The sequence below is a fragment of the Paenibacillus sp. Cedars genome (assembly GCF_003184205.1).
Lineage (GTDB): Bacteria > Bacillota > Bacilli > Paenibacillales > Paenibacillaceae > Paenibacillus_AQ > Paenibacillus_AQ glucanolyticus.
The window spans coordinates 3,980,378-3,997,645 of the sequence record NZ_CP020866.1; the positions used below are offsets into that span (position 1 = coordinate 3,980,378).

The window sequence follows — 17,268 nt, forward strand, 5'->3', positions numbered from 1 at the left end:
TCGGCTTTCCGTTATGATGGAATCCGAGATAGCGGCGGAGTCGATAAATGCCGCGCGCGGCGGGCCGCTATCTCAGCCGGGGGATACCCTGGTCTATGGGGAGGACGTTAGCGCGTCCTCCTTTTAATTTTGCTTGTAAATGTTCATCTACAGGCAAAAGAAAACCACCTGATTAAATTAGGTGGTTGATTCTGAACTATCGTTTCCCGTTAGCTTAAACTACACCTTTTTTCGAGCAGTTACAATGGGCTGGTAATAACCTGATTCTGATGGCATAAACCATTCGATATCCACAAACCCAGCCGTACTCAAAATATGATTAAAATCTTCTCTTAATATAGCTCTGTATCTCGTTTTGTGATGCTTTGTTATCCATTGCCCATTAATTTCTTGTATTAAAAAATGGTTTGTCTGATAGGTTTTCGCGTCATCTGACCAATCCCAAACCTGAAAAACAATTCGTTTGCCCTTCTCGAAAACGCGTGGCTCAGTAACTCTAGGCTTTTCTTTTACCAGCTCATTATAATCCCTTAGGGTTATGAGGAGAATGCCATTATTTTTGACTTTTGAATACATGTTGCTCACAGCCAGATATAAATCTTTATCTGTCAGAAGGTGTGGGACTGCATTATCTGCGGAAAGAACAACATCATAAACTCCGGAAACATCTTTCTCTAATGAACGAAAATCAGCTACCCCAAAGTTTATTTTAACCCCGAAAGATTCTGCCTCTTTTGTTGCTCTTTCAATAGAAGCTGGGCTTAAATCAGTACCCGTTACTTTAAATCCGTGATTAGCCAACCCTATTGCTTGTGTACCGATACCACAGGAACAGTCTAAAAGCGAGGCACCATCTTTGCTAAGACTCGCTAGTTTTGAATGAATGAATTTGCTTAGAACCTCTCCTTGCCAAGAAATGGCATGATGCCAATCAACGAAAATAAGATGGTAATCTTCTGTTAGGTCATTATAAAAATCTAAAACAGAATCATCCAATATACTCACCCACCCACTTTGGTAATTGTAATATTAATGGGAATTCGTCTGTTCACGATCTATTCCTTCTTTTTTATTCACAATCCTGCCCGTTAGCTTAACAAGAAGTATTTTTCGCAAATTTTATTAAGGTGTTTCATTATACTGCAGCATCTTCGCGATTCAACACTGGTTCGATCCCAGTTGCCTCGCGGTACCGCCTCTTGATTACATCACAGAACTTAGGATCAAGCTCCATGGTCCGGCAAACACGGCCGGTTTGGTCACAGGTCATCAAAGTGCTTCCCGATCCTCCGAAGAGTTCGACGACCAGGTCTCCTTTACTACTGCTGTTCCTAATTACTCCAATGGCTTTTGAGTCGGATGGACGTATTTACCCACATCACCGCGGGATACCTCCCAGACCGTTGACGGCTCTGGTTCTTCTGCAGGTAAGCCGGCGCGCCATACGGTTGATTGCCGACGGTCACCATACCAGGCAGGAGCCTTGCCACGTTTATGGGCATAAAAGATAGGCTCATGCTGCCAGCGGTACTGTGACCAGCCAAACGAAGCCGCATTTTTCACCCAAACGCATGGCAGCGAACGACAATAACGGATGCGTTCATTGCATCCTCAAACTCGCGCTGATATGACGATGGATGAAATACGTAAATTGCTGCAGCTTGGTCCATAATGCTGCCATAGCTTTGAAACACGGCATGCAAAAAGCCCGCAAATTCCTCTGCGGGCATGTCGTCGTTCATTATAGAGTCGTGGCCATTTGCGGCCAGTCGCTCCGAATCACTCACCACTGCGACGTTGTATGGCGGGTCCGTGACGACCAGTGCGGCTTTAGCTCCATCCATCAACAGAGCCACGTCTTCCGGATCTGTTGCATCGCCACACACCAAACGATGCGGACCAAGCTGCCAAACATCACCGCGGCGGGTTTCCGGCTCCTTAATCACGTCGAGTGCTCGCTGCACATCGAAGTCATCCTCAACAACCGGTATATCAATCTCTGGTATCTCTGGCAATGAGCTAATCAGGTCCTCAATCTCCCCAACATCGAACCCGGACAGCGAGAGATCAGCCCCGCTTTCCTGCAGCTCTTGCAATAACCAAGCGAGCGCTCCTTCATCCCAACGACCAGATACCTTATTAAGGGCCAAGTTCAGCAGCCGCTCTTGCTGATCGTCCAGATCAACCACCGAAACCTCCAGCTCAGCCAAGCCCAGCTCGTTAACCATGATCTTATACCGCTGATGCCCGCCGACCATGTTGCCGGATCTCTCATTCCAAACGATCGGTTCAACGTAGCCGAATTCCTCAATGCTGCGCTTCAGCTTTTCGTATTCCGGATCTCCCGGCTGTAAATCCACTCTTGGGTTGTAAGCTGCTGCATTGATTTGATCTATCGAAATCATTCTGATATCCACTTCATCTTCCTCCTAATTGTGTTGAGTTGGTTTCACGTATACAGACACGACAAACAGGAGCACACGCCAACGCTATGCTCCTTATCTGCTGTTTTCCTAACTTATTCCACTATTCGTCCGTGATCAATAACCATCGCCTTAAAATGGCTCTTATTTTGTCATCTATACCTACCGACCATAACAAACTATCTATCAAAGATTAAAACTATTATAATATCTAAAATTATTGTAGCTATTATTATATAAGGGTAACTATCTATTAATTTTTTTTGTTTCGGCAAACATCTTAATAAAAGAGACAGTATCGAGAACAATAATATGAATGATACAAATATAACTCCGTACGAGAAATTACTTACTTCATAAACATAACGCATGTTAGGTCCCGCCAACCTTTCCTATATCTTCAATAAAACAAATTTCGACATCAGGAAGGTTTTCCTTCTTTCGTGTCGAAAGACCTAGGTAGAAAGGAGGTGTTATCATGCCCACAACTGGAGAAAAGCCAGGTAAAGGAACGTACACTTGTAAAAGGTGTAGTCAAACAGTGGTTCTTGATGATCACACGGATACTTTGCCGCCTTGTCCAAACTGCTCTAATACAGAATTCAGATAAGACTCGTCTTAATAACTTCTTGTATAGTTCTTTCATCGTAACCAAATAACTTACCAAGAAGCCAGTGATCATATGCTGTCTTCGGTGCCTGCGGTGCGTTTTTAATAACTTCTAAGATGTGAGGATATTGATACACCCAGAAGGAAATCCATCCTTCACTGAGTCTATCCGCATGAGTTAAGAGACCTTCTGTTGACTCGACGATCTTCATAGCTTCTTCCAAGTATCTTTCTTGGAGAGGTATAACAGCCGCAGGTTTTCCTCGTTTAACCAGTAGACAATACACCGACAATTCCTCGCGATTCATAATATCACCTCTAAACTTTACTATGCCTGTTGACAAGTGAATTATTCTGTTTATCGATGTAGATCAACCGAACACACCGCTGCCTGCTTCAAAACTGTTTCGTTCCGGTCCATTCACCCCACACACATCGGTTACACTTATCCGGCTGCTTCGGCTTATAACGTGGTCGCTTCAGCTTATTACGTTTTCCGGCCATGTCGTCGTTCCTCCCGATTTCGTGGTGAGCTGCCTGCTGTCACTTTAATCAACCATTGAAACCATTTCATATAAATTCACGCTCCTAAAAGAAAACAAAAAAGCCGCCCAGGAATGGACGACTTAATTTCTCTAATATTCACTTACTTCAAAATTAATTATCTTATCGAAGATGATATAGTCTTTTCTGGACTTAAACGGCCCCTTGTTGTTCCCATGTTTATCAATGGCGAAAGATATTGAGCCACTTCCTGATGCTTTTGCTTCATACCAATTAATAAATGCGTTTACTTCACTCATAGAAAGATCAAACTCTTTTATAGCCCCGTTAAGCAAAGTAATTTCAATCAATGCACGATTGCTATCTGGTTCTGTTGGTGGTTCTGTTGGCTCTGTTGGTGGTTCAGTAGGTTCTGTTGGAGGTTCGGTTGGTTCAGTGATCTTACTCATCATTTCTAATTCGTCAATGCTTACATATATACCACCATTGTTAGCCTTCACATTTAAACGATACTTCTTATAAGGAGTTACATTGTTAAAGGTGTACTCTCTCTTTTCTCCTCCGATCCAGTTAATTTCGCTTGTTCGTGTATCAAGGATATCCCAAGCTTGAGTTTGTTCATTCCATCCTTCAAACGTCCAATCCTTTGGTGCCCTGTTCATATCAGAGCTCAAACGTGGGGTAATATTTTTAATTGTATACTTAGAAATAACTTGTGGTGAGGCGAATTCGTAAGCTAACCATCCAGTCGGGATAGGTGGTTCCCAAGTGTCTTCATATGATTGACTGGTACTTCTGTTAAAGGCCTTCCAAGCTGCATACATGGGACCGTATTCCTGACTTGCTGATGCAATACCACTAGGTGCTGTGTGGCTTGTCATCTTAGGAATTAAATTATCTGAGTACTGATCTTGGGTTGTAGTTGCAAAAGTATGCGATGAAAAAAAAACGGTAGTGAACAAGAGAATTGCAGTTAGAAATAGAGTACTTCTCTTAATTAATGTAGACATCTATCTTCCTCCTAAATTATGTATGTGTTAAAAGTACAAGAATAATCAACATTTGTCTAAACATAAAATTGAAAATAAAGTAATTAATGCTACTTATTTCAAATAAAATAAGCCGCTCCAGGAAGGAACGACTTCGGATTATATATTCAGTTCTTATCTGCAGAGAGATCCGTCAGAGCATTGCGACCGTGCCGGCCGCAGCAAAAACGCTGCGCTCTTTGCTTTAAAAGCATCTGTACTTAGTAACTGGAGAGGAAGAACAAGACCATTTTAACGAGCTGCTGAAATTTGTGTCAAAATGCTGTCCCCTGTTTATCTCGCAAATTCCTGAATCTCCCCTATCCAATCCATCATTTGCTCACTGTTTCAATCTACTAAGCATCGATCAGACATCAAAAAGTGAACAATCACTCTCCATCTCTCTAAAACAAATAGAAAAAGAGAGAAAGGGGGACAAGATGAACCTTCTTGAAATCATAAACCTTATCGTCAATTACTCAATTGATCATTGATCAACCTAATCATGTCGCTATAATCCTAACAATAGAAAAGCGAGAAGAGTTACGCCCCGGTAATATGCCGCATTCATGCAGCCGTGCGTGTCATTTTCGCCTTTTTCTATGCTTATTGGTTTTCAACTTAGGGTCACATTAGAGTCAGTTTTCGTTAAATATATTCCAATTTGTCTTTGTAAACCAATTTCCTAAAAGCGAATAATTCCCACGATTTTCGAGAATTTTAACTAAAAACAGAAATGGAGTTGATTCCGTGAAGATTATAAATGATAAAAATGTTGCAGTAATGAATGTAGTCTCCGGTGTTGAAATTGCGTACATCGTTGCAGAAGCTATAATTTCCTTTGCCGTGCAAAAGTTATTAGAAAACATGACGAAGACTGACGCTGAGGAAATAAACCTAAAAACACTGAAATTAATTGCAGACATGCTACATCAAGAAATTGAGGAGGGTAGACAAAGAGATTATGAATCACTTGTAGCAGCATCTGTCGATAAGTTTTTTCTCTATGAAAGGACCAAGCAAGAATTCTTACTGCAGGATATCGTTGCTTCAAATATTAATGCTATCACCGGACTTAAGAACATTGGTCCAGGAGCCATATTAGCATGGATAATGGGTGTGCAATATATAATGTCCGCTTATGTGATTTGGAATGATGAAGACCGCACTCAAGTGATTATTTTGAAGGAAATTGTTGAAAGATATGCTCCGATAGCCAGAGAGTATTTGAAGGAGGCGATGGAGTATAACGAAAACCGAGTCGGTCCCGTTGAATGCGAGTATGACGAGTGGTCTGGAAAATGGACATGTTGTTTCAGGCTAGACGGGAATAAAGCTGGATGCCGAACATATCAAAGGAAAAGTAGAGCTAGGTCTAGATGTCAACAAGAAGCAGACGCAACAAAAAAACACCTAGTAGAAACTAATAACACATTACTATTCAACCCCATTTCTGAAATCATTAATAAATGGGATGAGATAGTAGTCCGTGTAAATAAAATGATCGAAGAAGGTACTAAATCTCTAAATGAAGGTAATATGCAATAAATAGATGCGGCCAACTTAGAACAAATTAGCTCCTAGTTGGCCGCACTTACCTAGGCTTAGCAATTAGTATTCCGTGCTATCCTGGTCAAAGAACCCCATTAATTTCAACGTATTTGCCATGCTCTCTGTACCTTCGGCAATTTTTCGCCGGATAGTGCTATCACTTAAACCGTGCCGGAAGAACAGTAATGTCTCTTTATAAGAGTAGCCCTGCATATACCTGTAGTCCACTGCTTTCCTCGCGTCCTCGTCTTGAATTAAGCTGAAAGCCCTGCGAAGCTGATGAGTATAAAACTGGTACCGCTGATACACCCAACGCTGCTTCTCGATCAGAATTGTAGCATTGGCCGTCTTATCAGCATGCAGATCCTCCTGATCGATGCGGCGAGCTGCTTCACCATCAATAGCCACTTGCCTTAATTCTTCTTCGAATTTTTCAAAATCGTGCATGAGCATTGTCATCTCTTTATATTTTCCGAGCAGGAATTTTGTGCGCTGGATCTCCGCTTCATTCGCTGTTGGAAAGAGTTCTCCTTGTCCCCATGACATCGCCATTCCCCTCAATCCCCTTTGTGATATAATCGTTGAGAGGAATATATTTCCGATTGACCCCCGGACCGGCCAAGGATTAGGGGGTCTTTTCACTTCTAAATATCATCAGAGCCCTCATCGTCATCTTCTTTGAAGGCAGCTTCAAACATGCTATCCAGCAGCTTCACATAATCTTCTAATTCTTCATCCGACTTTCTAAAGATGTCAGGTCCATGCCCTGGTACTGTGCGGTAATTGGATAGGCGTTCAATTAGTTGATCTCTTCGAGTTTTCATTGGTCACCCCCAGTCTCGATAACCACCAAGTTATGTCCATTGCTAGCTCAGTGTTTGGTGTCAAATCAGCGTATTGAAACAACGCTCCAGCCGCAGCTACGTCCTTGTCCGGCAATAATACAAAACATGATCCATCAACCGCACGACCGGTCTCATTGTCGATTACTGTGTACTTGTTATAAAGCCCTGGTTTCGTCTCCATGCCAACCTCCACCACCTTGATTGCTCGCGGGCTTTCACCCTTCTCAATAGCTCCCCTCAAAACCAATCTTTCCAGAATATTGTACGCTGTTGAGGTAGATCTGCAGTTAATCCCTTTCGCGATCTCTCGCACGGTTGGAGGATAACCATGCTTATTGACGTAAAATTTAATGAAATTTAAGACCTCTGCTTGCCGAGTTGTCAAACTATACTTATCCCTAATGCAGTCATCCCTTCCCAGTTCCAGAATCCTTGCATGCCCTTGGCCGGGATCGGCTCCAGAAGCCTGTTAACGTTCGCCATCTCCCAGGCGAAGCGCCCCGGGTAATAGAACCCAGATTTCGATTCCTTCAATCCAACGATCCGAGTTTCCTCTCGGCCCCTTTCAGCGTGGTAGAGCAAAGGCATTCCACTTTGATAGTCCATTCCTATGGACCAGCATTCTGTCATGCTTGCTATCGCCACAACCGCCCCGGTCGGCAAGCTCTCCACCGTGTACCCATGCCGCATTAATGCTGCCTTAATTTCCGCCACCTCACATGCCTCTCGGTCAATCTTCTTGCCGGCATGGATCGCCAGCTCACCGCGGTGCTTCGTGGGCCAGCTACGGGTTTCAAGCTGCTTTTCCCCGAGGGCGATCAACGTCGCCCAGGGTTGAATTATCGTTATGGCTTTCATGATTACCTCCAATATATTGGAACTATTTTCAATGTTTTGCGTAATAAATTTAAGTATCCGACCAAATTTCATTTTAAAGTGAGGTCATTGTATGAAGAAGATAAACTGGCCTGGAAGAACCAAGTTAGAAAGGTTAGTCGATATTTCCACTCTGGTTCTGGATGTTATCCTCTACATCCCACGTTGGATAATGAGACTGTTTTAGTTTGTTAGGTTGGGGAGGATTACCCTCCCCTGGAATTAAAATGTCATCGTTGGTTGTATAACTACAGTCCGTCTCTCTGCTATTTCCACATACTGTGGCCCCATCTCGATGATTGTGCATCCCGGTTATTCTCCAACGACACTTTAAGTGTGGTTCCGGATCCGCCGAATGGATCGAGGACCCGCCCACCTACTGGAGCACCCGCCAAGATGCATGGTTCGATGAGTTTCTCAGGGAATGTGGCGAAGTGGGCTTCGGTGAATTGAGCTGTGGCCACTGTCCAGACCGATGACTTACCTTCCCGTTCAGCCATGTAATCTGCAAACAAGATGTACGCTTCCTCACCCAAGCGGACGTACAACCATCGCCAGACTTCAAGTGGATCATCAAAATTCCAGACTGACCTCATATTTCTTAATCCAGAATCGTTAGGGATGTTGCCTGTGCTCTCGCGCACTACCTTTTGGTTATTATCAAAACTCTGATTATTGGTGTAATTTCCACCGCCACGGAATGTCTTGGCGTTCCCTCTTGCCCTTGTCCTCGATTGGAGGGGGTCAAAAGCTCCCGGTGATCCTCCGACTGCTTTCATTCGACCGTTTGTCTTCGCTCCCCCGTTCGCTCGATCACTTCCAAGCTGCCCCTCGAGATCCTGAGATAGTCGTGCAATGTTGGATTATGCCAAAGGTTCTTTGATCGCTTCACCATCGTAGTAATAGCGCTCCGATTTCGAAAGCAAAAACATATATTCATGCGCCTTTGTCGGTCGATCCCCTACACTTTCCGGCATGCAGTTCGGTTTGCTCCAGATGTTATCCATCCGGAGATACCAGCCATCTGCCTGCAGGGCAAAGGCTACTCTCCATGGGATGCCAATCAGGTCTTTGGGTTTGAGTCCGTTTGGTACGGATCTCGAGGGAATATTCATTCCTCCAAGATTACGAGCCCCGATAGTAGGGTCACCCAGCCCTGGTATCCCTGCCTTAGCGTAACTATCCCCGAAATTGATCCAGAGCGTCCCATCCTTTCGAAGCAGCCGCCACACCTCCCGGAAGACCAGAACCTATGAGCAACGAACATCTCCGGCGTAGGCTCCAGCCCCAGACATCCAGTCCACTCTGGTACCGTAATCGGGGGCAGCCCCGGCATCGGTGTGTACGTCACTTCCGGCCAGTATGTTGGGGTGGGTCCGTAATCCCGAAGCCCCCAATATGGCGGGGATGTCACGCAAGTGTTAAATGATTCGACCTCGAGCTGCGGCATAACTTCCATGTTGTTTCCCTGGAGAATCATCCGTTTCCGCCCTCCTCAACCCGATCATTTACAGCTGCTAAGATGGGATAGATTTGTACAGGGTTCACGGCGTTCCCCAATGCTTTTAGCCGGCCAACTCGATCTTTTACACCGGTTGCAACTCTTGGTGGTTCCCATTCGAATTGCTCTGCTCCTTGTCCGGCAGGCCACTGATATCGGTCCAGCCAATCGGAAAGCCTTACTCCACAACAACTGAATACTGAAGAATTATCCAGGCGGCTGAACGTATAGGTTTATTATTCGGAGTTAGGTAGTGAAGCGGTAGAAATAAAGAGTGGGTTAGGATCCATTAACATTTATAAGAATCAGTCAAGGGTAAGGCAATGGATCGACTTTTTACATGAACTTTGCCATATATTACGACATTCGGGTGATCAGAGAATTATGCCAGAGCAATATACCAGAGCTCAAGAAGCTGAAGCAGATAATTTTGTTCTTTATGCAGCAATGCCGATTTCAATGATCTCACAACTTCGATTACCTGTAAGAAAGAATGATGCTATTCATTTCTTAGCCTCTATTTTTAAAGTCCCGTTATATTTAGCTAAAAGGAGACTGGAACAAATTCAACATAGATTGTGCCAAGGGAAGTTGTTAACGGAGACAGTTGCTCAGGTCGAAGACAGTGATCATTTTAGTAAAAGCGATCATGATGATATGAGAGAGACTAAGATCTACGCATATTATGATCCCGCTGATGATTTGATAGCACCATCACAATTCATTGTTCACGTAGACCATGAAACTTTACATTACCAAGAGGAACTTATCTTTTCCACAGATGGCCCATTTGAGGTAGTCGAGGATAGCCAGCCTTGAGAATTTCACAGACAGTAAACCAGTAAAGTTTTTTGATTTGGATTATACCAGTGACGGAAGAATCAGTTTAAAGCTGAGCCATCTGGCAAGCAGATATTATAACTCTGCCAATAAATTTGTAATTCAGAAAAAGGATATTGAGGAATTACTACGGTTCTATGGAGATGAATTTTAAGGAGGGCTTTTGTATATGAAAGGTCATGTATATCCAAGAGGAAAAACTTATACTTATGTAATCGATCTGCCACTTGACCCAATGACAGGTGGTCAGAGACAAAAATCAAAAGGTGGGTTTAAAACAGAAAAGGAAGCCTGGACAGCGGGGACTGACCCCCGTTTGTGAGACAGGGATCAAAACACCTTGCAAGTTTAAGCAGCCAGTTGGCGGAAATGAACCGGCGACTGGTTGTTTAGTTTTGTTTGAATGCGAATTGAGTTATAGTATGTTATGTAGTCTCGAACGGTCTGCTCGACGATGGCCGTCGTCGTACAGGTTAAACCTTCGAGATAGAACGTTTCAGACTTTAGCGTGGAATGAAACGATTCGATGGGGGCATTATCAGCGGGCGTACCCTTGCGGGACATGCTCATGGTAATGCCTTTTCCCTTTACAGCTTCTTGATAGGCCTGAGAGGTGTAGACGCTGCCCTGATCGCTACGACATTGGAGCCCCTCTCGCTGCATAATCCGCTGCACGCGTTTATGGTTAATCTTGTGCTCCATCCGAAGCAGTGCCGTGATCTTCCGATATCCGTAACGAAATTTATGCTGACTACAGAGTTCACGAATCTTCTCTACCATGTGATCTTTATATGGGCTCCCGTAGGCGGCTTTCCAACGATAGTAAGTGGAGCGAGAAAGCCCGATCCATGCACACGCTTGAGCCACACTGACTTCCCCTCGAACGGACTAAACCCACTCCACTACAGTCTTTGGCGACACCTCCTTTGCATTTCCGCGAACTTTTTTAGCAGATCTAATGGTTGCTTTAGAAACCGATTCTCCGCCTGTACCTTCTCCAGCTCTGACGTATATTCAGGCCCTTTACCGTAGCTGTATTGTTTACCGACAGGCTGCTCCAACCGGTTCCATTGGCCGCTGCGATACCATCTCATCCAGGTCTCTACTTGTGTCTTATTTCGTATGTTCAGTTGGTCCATGACTTCTTTCACTGGAATGCCATCTAGTCTCATTTCAATGGCTTTTTTCTTCACTTCTACCGGATAGCTAACTCTTGTTGCCAACGCAAAACACCTCCAAGGTTGTCTCCATATCTTACGACATGGTTACATTCTCTTGAAGGTGTTTTAATTTGTCTCACGCTATGGGGTCAGTCCCGCGTGCCACCTAAAAATCGCTGAAATAGAGAAAGGCTTGCATGTCGATGACTCGAAGATAACGCTTCGAGAATATCTATCTCGAAACCCATGCCAAACTGAATTTCAAGCCTACTTCGTATGATACTGAGAAAACGGTCATTGAAGCGCGAATTATACCTGCACTTGGTAAAGTAAAACTTCAAGCATTGACTCCGCGAGCAATCAAAACATTCTACGCCGAGCTACGAAAAACCTATTCAAAGGAATATGTAAGACCATACACGGCATTCTGAAGCGTGCACTGAGAAATCGCATACACCGAGTCAGGGCTCTTGTCAGAGGATATCATGAGCAAGGTATCCATGAGAAGTAAGGTTAATGCGAACGAGCAAAAGGAAATGAAGTTCTGGTCTGTTGAAGAATTCAACTAGTTTCTAAAATCATCGAAAGGTCATGTTCACTATATTGTATTCTCGCTGGCAATTTACACCGGCATGCGTCGTGGTGAATTTGAGTACGGTGATGGGTATGAGAATAATGATCTCGTATGCTGCTACCCGAACGGCGGTTATATAAAACCGAAACGAATAGCAGAAGGAATGGACGTTTTGGTCCGGAAGGCAGAAGTAAAGAAGATTCGATTCCACGATTTAAGACATACCCACGCGTCATTTTTACTCCGGATTGGCATAAACCCCAAAGTGGCAGCTGAACGCCTCGGAATGACTCAGCAATGTTCAATGAACGATACTCTCACTTGCTCCCTACTATGCAAGATGAAGCCGTCGATAAGATTGAAGCAGAGCTTAAAAAGTACTCTGAAAAGACGCTAGATCCTTTGGATAAATAGCTGCCGTTAACAAATGCGTTAGCAAATCGAAGTATCCTGCTTTTTTACCATAGTATTTTCTCTGCATAACTGCTCAATAAACAGCAAAAAACCCTTGCATCACAAGGGTTTTCGATAAAGTGGGCCCTGAGGGACTCGAACCCCCGACCAATCGGTTATGAGCCGACCGCTCTAACCAACTGAGCTAAGGGCCCTGAACATACATGTACACATAAACATAAGGACGTCATACATACATCGTTTAAAAATTGGTTGCGGGGGCAGGATTTGAACCTGCGGCCTTCGGGTTATGAGCCCGACGAGCTACCGAACTGCTCCACCCCGCGTCAATGCTGTATCAAACAGCGACAAGAATAAATATACACCATTCCCTTGCATCAAGTCAAGTACTGTTTTAATGGAATTTAATCAAGGCATAAATCGAACGCCGTATCGGCCCTTCCTGGAACGGTAAACCTCCACCATCCGCGGATCATTGTACCCGAACAGCCATCCATCCTGCTCCAACCGTTTGGCGAAGCACCCTGCTTGAAATTTGGTTTTATACAGCTTTCCGTAATAGATCCAATTCATCCTATGCGACTCCTTACCTGAAGTATAATCTGCTGCTGTCATATTATGTCCAAACTTCCACTAAAAAACCGCAATATCCACAAAGTCCTTCCCTAATAAAAAACAATCAGCCCTATACCGTACCACTGATCATAGCCCCGTCATGTAGACACAAAAAAAGAGAGTTTTAATTAAGGCGGCAATCTTTTCCCGGAATTCAACCGGGAAAGGTCCCCAAGTTTGTTTTTGTCGCTTAATAAATCGCTCCGCCTATTGTCCGTCAGCCTCTGCAAACCGGGCAGCAATGCTCATGAGCTCCTGCTCCATCGAATTCATCATCTGGATAAAATTCACGAGCTGTGCCTTTGTCTCCTCAGCCTCTGTGCGAAACCGCTGCTGCGAAACACCCTCCCATTCTGCATTCAGCGTCTCAATGATCTGTGACATTCTGGCTACCAGTTCCCCACCATAGTCACTTCCGCTGCGAATGTCTGCCGCTGCGCGGCGCAGTTCCTCCGGGGATACCTCTATGCGTCCTGACATGATCTACCTCACGCTCCTCCCTTATGAACCTTTATGAAAATATACTCTGGGATGTTATGTAGCTTTTGTCTCAGCCAGTACGGTTTGAAACTGCTCCTCCTCTTCGTCCTGGTAGCCGGTAAATATAATGTCCTGGATATCCTCATGATTAAACACATAGGCAAATTCCGGGCTAACATACCCTTCCGGGTACGGGCAGGCCAGATAATCGAACAGCTGCGGCTGCTCAAGTGCAAGAATCTGCTTGCGCCCGTATATCACCAGCTTCTTCTCACCTTGTTTCAAAATAACAATCGATCCGTTTGGCAATAACTGCTGTGTCATAATTACCCTCTCCTTTTCTTGCTTGGACGATGCGGTGCCGCCGGTGCGCGCCCCTGTTTCATTTTGTTCAGATACGCTGCGTTCCGCTGCTCCTTCGGCAGCCCCAAAACGGGGTAATGCTCTTTCAGTTGATCCATATGATTCTGAATGAAGAAGTAGCGATGAATGAACACAACAGCCAAATACAGACCGAGAATCAACAGGACGGAAAAAGCCGCCATTCCCATCACGAACCTGCCAATATCTCCGATAACCGCGACTGCCAAGTAATAACCTGTGTAACCGATAGCCGCAAACAGCATGGCGGCCTTGCCAGCTTTTCCGACCCGACCCTGCCTCTCCATGGATTGGTAGGCTCCTTGCTGCAGCGCTCTAAAATGCAGGACATAGAATAGAGCGAGCAATAGCAGCATGACCGCTACCGAGCTAAGACCATATCCAATGGAATCGACCCCAGCCATGTGATACATCATTTTTAATATAGCGACCTGACAAGTAACGGCCAGCGCCAAACCATACAACCCCAAATACAGCACGAAACCGACCTCGGATTGATACGGGTTTAAACTCAGGCCCATTCCCCACAGCAGCATAGCCCCCCATACTGCGCAAGCGATGTAAAAATAGATCGACATCATCGGCTCCGACAAAGTAACCAGCGCAGGTATCAGCATAATAAATAAAAAACATACGATGCCGCCCCGGATTTGCTCTGCGGGTATCAGCCGGAAATGAAATAACGCTTCCTCCGAAATCTTTGTGCCCATCTGTTACACTCCCCTTATTTGAACCAACCGGCTATCGTCGACCCTAATTTCTCAACTCCTATTTTTAACCCCTCGGTTAAAGTATCCTTCTCGCCATTCCCGTCAAAATCTGCAAACTTGATCCCATCCATGACATAGGAAGCACCGACCGAAACACCAAAACCGATAGCCGCACCCGCGAGGGTTCCGATCGGACCGCCCACCGCCGTCCCGATCAGCGCGCCGGCTTTGGCACCAGCTGCTGCGGAGGCTACAACCGTACCCAAGCCGACACCCACATCCACGGCAGCGTCCCCAGCTATTTTGGCTCCACTTTTGTTCTCATTGATATTCGTGACCAGATTGCCCACCGTTTGCATGGCGATACCGGCATAACCGAGCTTACCGCCTTTCCAGCTAAGCGAATCTTTAACCGCTGCGCCCGGAAGGACATATTTTGGAATTCGGGGGTGATTCCGCCAGTTGTATTCGGCATAGGTTTTCTTGCGGATATTGGCCATCATTCCGTTGGTCACATTGGCTCGCATATTGCCGCGTCTGTCCTTCTCAAGCCAGACTCCAAATCCGTTCCGGTACATGTCCCAGTATTTATACATCGTTCCTGATGCCGTTACGGTCCCGAACAATACGCCAGTGGCCGCCAGCGGGTTGCTGGACCATTGATCAGCCGTTCCGCCAAATGGAGCGAGCGCATTAAATTCAATCCCCGCTGCCGTTACGGGGGGATCTGACTTTTTGCTCCCGTTTTGTGCCAGGCTCGTCTGTAGCAGCAGATGCGGACTAATTTGAGCTACCGATTGTTTGCCGAAGGTCAAGCTGTTCCCAAGCGACTGGTCGGTTTGCGAGAAATCGCTGGCCTTCTTCACCAACTGCCCGCGATTCTGCTCCAGACGGCTTACCACCGACTGACAAGCAGCCCTGCACTGTGCCAGGCGCTGCTCAACCTGTGCACGATGACGTGTCTCCCACGACATGCTCTGAATGCGCTGCTGCATCCGCTCCTGAAGCTGCTGGACTTCCCGTGCAATATCAGATACCGCTGCTCCTTGCTGGTTCAGCATTTCGGGTACTACACGTATTTTGGTCATATCAAACAATCCTCCATGTAGTTGATCGAGAAGACACACTGTAAGATGTTAGAGCCATGTTTGTCCTCTATCACTTTATACGCTCTATTACGGCTCCAAGCTCTCGGATGATCTCTGTAACTTGGGCGCCCCGGATCTTATCCTGATCTCCTTCAGGGCGGATCAGCCAATTGGAATCCTTCCCCCTTAACAGTTCAATTCCTTGGATTCTGCAATTCAGATCCGGACAATAATACACAGTGAATGAAGCATATCTCTCCGGACTGCTTACAGAGTCAGCCAAAGCCGTAACAACGGATTCCGGGTAGCCTTGCGCCAGCAAATGCCGCTGCGGCTCCTGCTCACCTTGTTCAGCGTTCATCCATTGCTGGAACCAGCCCTTAGGCAGTGCTAGAAGGCCCGTGCCGCGGTTTTTCCTATCCTCAAGCTCCAGGTAGCCAATGATCTTCAACCAGGCCTCTGAAGGCGTTCCCAGCTCCTCCAATACATATATCCGCTCACCGGATGGACCGCTCTCGATTTCGGATTTTACGACAAGGGCTGAACTGTAGTAAATAAAACACTCCTTCGGTTCTCCCTCAAAACCGGTAACCCTCATGTGAATCGTTAATAGGGTCCGACTGCATACTTCTATGTATTCCAGCAATTCCTGCGCAAGAACCGGCTCGTTATCGACGGTATCTGTAACAATCAAGCCTTCCTCCAGGAGCTCCTGTTCTATCCTGGCCACTTCTGCGGGCATCTCCTCGGCAAGCGTACCGCGGAAAGGATCTTCGAGCCCGATGACAGCTCTTGCACCAACGATGCCGGTTAACACAAAAAATTGTTTGCCGGTCAGTTTGATCCTTGACGAAAATTCCAAAGATCTCTCCTCCTTACGCTCAGTCCCGCCTATTTTTGTAAATAAATCACAAGCCATCATTACTATTATAGGTGAGACGTCTCCTCCTCCTCTACCAAATCCTGGCCCTAAATTTATAGGAACATATACCCAATTCAGTCACATATAAAACAATGGATCGCTGAAAACCTCAAAAAAAACATCCCGGGTCGTAAACAACCACTGGAATGTTCTTTGATTTCATGTAGGATGAGGCGGGTCATCCTTCTGGATAATGCCGTAATACATAATCGTCATCAACTGCTCACTCACCGCGTTAATGCTACCCAGACCATTATACCACTCGCTCCGCGCCGTAAACTCCTTAATGAAGGTCATGAAAGCGACCAGCACCTGAGGGGAGATATCTTTTCGAATCTGGCCAAGCTGCTGGCCCTTAAAGATCAGCAATTCAAAATCAGGCACTACATACTTCTGGTTGAACTGCATCAGCTTCGCCATCTGCTCCGGAAATTTGGCCAGATCCGTCACGAACTTCTGCGACACATGCACCGAAAATTTCTCCTGATCCCTATAGAAAATGGTTAATGCTTCAAGAGGATCCCCGGCCTGCTCCATCACATCGCGATAAATTGACATCAATTCCTCAATCATCCGATCCACTACATGATCCAGTAACCCTTCCTTGCTCTGATAATAATTATAAATGGTCATCTTGGAGACAGGCACCGCTTCCGCGATTTGTTCCATGCTTGTCTGCAAAATTCCATGTTCCAAAAACAACCGTTTCCCAGCTTCCAGCACTGCTTCTTTCTTGGCATTCATCGG

The 17,268-nt window shown here is 45.5% G+C and carries 22 protein-coding genes, 2 tRNA genes and 2 pseudogenes; 6 read left to right on the forward strand and 20 right to left on the reverse strand.

All coding sequences use genetic code 11. The features are described 5' to 3' along the window. Nucleotides 1-219: 219 nt before the first annotated feature. Complete coding sequence (locus B9D94_RS20120; RefSeq protein WP_148247821.1) at nt 220-996, reverse strand: class I SAM-dependent methyltransferase; 777 nt, start codon at nt 994-996, stop codon at nt 220-222. Between the two features lie 139 nt (nt 997-1,135). Continuing rightward, nucleotides 1,136-2,417: pseudogene (locus B9D94_RS20125) on the reverse strand (site-specific DNA-methyltransferase). Nucleotides 2,418-2,901: 484 nt separating this feature from the next. Here B9D94_RS20125 and B9D94_RS31945 point away from each other — a divergent pair. After that, entirely contained in the window at nt 2,902-3,033 is a 132-nt protein-coding gene (locus B9D94_RS31945; RefSeq protein ID WP_148247822.1) for a zinc ribbon-containing protein, read from the forward strand. On the opposite strand, the gene B9D94_RS20135 is transcribed toward B9D94_RS31945, so the two are convergent. Both B9D94_RS20135 and B9D94_RS31075 read right to left on the reverse strand, forming a co-directional pair. Next, nucleotides 3,026-3,340: a hypothetical protein gene (locus B9D94_RS20135; RefSeq protein ID WP_148247823.1), complete on the reverse strand. Its 315-nt coding sequence runs from the start codon at nt 3,338-3,340 to the stop codon at nt 3,026-3,028. The genes B9D94_RS31945 and B9D94_RS20135 overlap by 8 nt on opposite strands. 327 nt (nt 3,341-3,667) lie before the next feature. Further along, the gene (locus B9D94_RS31075; protein ID WP_172963974.1) at nt 3,668-4,546 is read right to left on the reverse strand and encodes a discoidin/SUN/FTP domain-containing protein; all 879 of its coding nucleotides are present in this window, start codon (nt 4,544-4,546) and stop codon (nt 3,668-3,670) included. A 768-nt stretch (nt 4,547-5,314) separates the two neighbouring features. Here B9D94_RS31075 and B9D94_RS20145 point away from each other — a divergent pair. Then, on the forward strand, nt 5,315-6,112 hold the full coding sequence (locus tag B9D94_RS20145; protein WP_076153030.1) for a hypothetical protein: 798 nt from the start codon (nt 5,315-5,317) through the stop codon (nt 6,110-6,112). Nucleotides 6,113-6,175: 63 nt separating this feature from the next. On the opposite strand, the gene B9D94_RS20150 is transcribed toward B9D94_RS20145, so the two are convergent. From B9D94_RS20150 to B9D94_RS31580, 6 genes are all read right to left on the reverse strand, one after another. Next, nucleotides 6,176-6,667 carry a hypothetical protein gene (locus B9D94_RS20150; RefSeq protein WP_253806008.1) on the reverse strand — a complete coding sequence of 164 codons (492 nt, stop codon included), beginning with the start codon at nt 6,665-6,667 and terminating at the stop codon, nt 6,176-6,178. A gap of 92 nt (nt 6,668-6,759) precedes the next feature. Continuing rightward, nucleotides 6,760-6,939 (reverse strand): hypothetical protein, encoded by a 180-nt coding sequence (locus tag B9D94_RS20155; RefSeq protein ID WP_148247826.1) that lies wholly within the window; start codon nt 6,937-6,939, stop codon nt 6,760-6,762. Continuing rightward, on the reverse strand, nt 6,911-7,345 hold the full coding sequence (locus B9D94_RS31950; RefSeq protein WP_172963975.1) for a LexA family protein: 435 nt from the start codon (nt 7,343-7,345) through the stop codon (nt 6,911-6,913). Before B9D94_RS31950 ends, B9D94_RS20155 begins: the two co-directional genes overlap by 29 nt. Then, the gene (locus B9D94_RS20165; protein ID WP_148247829.1) at nt 7,342-7,818 is read right to left on the reverse strand and encodes an ASCH domain-containing protein; all 477 of its coding nucleotides are present in this window, start codon (nt 7,816-7,818) and stop codon (nt 7,342-7,344) included. The genes B9D94_RS31950 and B9D94_RS20165 overlap by 4 nt, the downstream gene beginning before the upstream one ends. Nucleotides 7,819-8,102: 284 nt before the next feature. Next, the gene (locus tag B9D94_RS31955; RefSeq protein ID WP_367613784.1) at nt 8,103-8,615 is read right to left on the reverse strand and encodes a DNA methyltransferase; all 513 of its coding nucleotides are present in this window, start codon (nt 8,613-8,615) and stop codon (nt 8,103-8,105) included. A gap of 84 nt (nt 8,616-8,699) precedes the next feature. Further along, a complete protein-coding gene (locus tag B9D94_RS31580; protein WP_253806009.1) occupies nt 8,700-9,068 on the reverse strand; it encodes a DNA methyltransferase in 369 nt (122 codons plus the stop codon). A gap of 596 nt (nt 9,069-9,664) precedes the next feature. Here B9D94_RS31580 and B9D94_RS20180 point away from each other — a divergent pair. Both B9D94_RS20180 and B9D94_RS20185 read left to right on the forward strand, forming a co-directional pair. Next, a complete protein-coding gene (locus tag B9D94_RS20180; RefSeq protein WP_253806192.1) occupies nt 9,665-10,156 on the forward strand; it encodes an ImmA/IrrE family metallo-endopeptidase in 492 nt (163 codons plus the stop codon). Nucleotides 10,157-10,346: 190 nt separating this feature from the next. Further along, complete coding sequence (locus tag B9D94_RS20185; RefSeq protein ID WP_148247832.1) at nt 10,347-10,499, forward strand: Arm DNA-binding domain-containing protein; 153 nt, start codon at nt 10,347-10,349, stop codon at nt 10,497-10,499. A gap of 26 nt (nt 10,500-10,525) precedes the next feature. Here the strand turns inward: B9D94_RS20185 and B9D94_RS20190 are convergent. Continuing rightward, a pseudogene (locus tag B9D94_RS20190) lies at nt 10,526-11,400 on the reverse strand (IS3 family transposase). A 191-nt stretch (nt 11,401-11,591) separates the two neighbouring features. Between B9D94_RS20190 and B9D94_RS31585 the strand changes: the two are divergent. Both B9D94_RS31585 and B9D94_RS31590 read left to right on the forward strand, forming a co-directional pair. Next, on the forward strand, nt 11,592-11,768 hold the full coding sequence (locus tag B9D94_RS31585; protein WP_253806193.1) for an N-terminal phage integrase SAM-like domain-containing protein: 177 nt from the start codon (nt 11,592-11,594) through the stop codon (nt 11,766-11,768). A gap of 201 nt (nt 11,769-11,969) precedes the next feature. Next, entirely contained in the window at nt 11,970-12,308 is a 339-nt protein-coding gene (locus B9D94_RS31590; protein WP_367613785.1) for a tyrosine-type recombinase/integrase, read from the forward strand. A 137-nt stretch (nt 12,309-12,445) separates the two neighbouring features. On the opposite strand, the gene B9D94_RS20200 is transcribed toward B9D94_RS31590, so the two are convergent. From B9D94_RS20200 to B9D94_RS20235, 9 genes are all read right to left on the reverse strand, one after another. Next, nucleotides 12,446-12,519 (reverse strand) — tRNA-Ile (locus tag B9D94_RS20200). A gap of 55 nt (nt 12,520-12,574) precedes the next feature. Then, a tRNA-Met gene (locus B9D94_RS20205) sits at nt 12,575-12,651 on the reverse strand. An 82-nt stretch (nt 12,652-12,733) separates the two neighbouring features. Beyond that, nucleotides 12,734-12,898 carry a hypothetical protein gene (locus tag B9D94_RS31085; RefSeq protein ID WP_006209118.1) on the reverse strand — a complete coding sequence of 55 codons (165 nt, stop codon included), beginning with the start codon at nt 12,896-12,898 and terminating at the stop codon, nt 12,734-12,736. Nucleotides 12,899-13,147: 249 nt separating this feature from the next. Further along, nucleotides 13,148-13,420, reverse strand: coding sequence for a WXG100 family type VII secretion target (locus B9D94_RS20210; protein ID WP_006209117.1), 273 nt, complete (start codon nt 13,418-13,420; stop codon nt 13,148-13,150). A gap of 54 nt (nt 13,421-13,474) precedes the next feature. Then, nucleotides 13,475-13,744 carry a DUF4176 domain-containing protein gene (locus B9D94_RS20215; protein ID WP_148247833.1) on the reverse strand — a complete coding sequence of 90 codons (270 nt, stop codon included), beginning with the start codon at nt 13,742-13,744 and terminating at the stop codon, nt 13,475-13,477. Between the two features lie 2 nt (nt 13,745-13,746). Beyond that, the gene (locus B9D94_RS20220) at nt 13,747-14,511 is read right to left on the reverse strand and encodes a hypothetical protein (protein ID WP_063478987.1); all 765 of its coding nucleotides are present in this window, start codon (nt 14,509-14,511) and stop codon (nt 13,747-13,749) included. A 14-nt stretch (nt 14,512-14,525) separates the two neighbouring features. Then, nucleotides 14,526-15,599 (reverse strand): WXG100 family type VII secretion target, encoded by a 1,074-nt coding sequence (locus B9D94_RS20225; protein ID WP_148247835.1) that lies wholly within the window; start codon nt 15,597-15,599, stop codon nt 14,526-14,528. 70 nt (nt 15,600-15,669) lie between these two features. Continuing rightward, nucleotides 15,670-16,461 (reverse strand): hypothetical protein, encoded by a 792-nt coding sequence (locus B9D94_RS20230; protein WP_148247837.1) that lies wholly within the window; start codon nt 16,459-16,461, stop codon nt 15,670-15,672. A 219-nt stretch (nt 16,462-16,680) separates the two neighbouring features. Continuing rightward, entirely contained in the window at nt 16,681-17,265 is a 585-nt protein-coding gene (locus tag B9D94_RS20235; protein WP_148247838.1) for a TetR/AcrR family transcriptional regulator, read from the reverse strand. Nucleotides 17,266-17,268 lie beyond the last annotated feature (3 nt).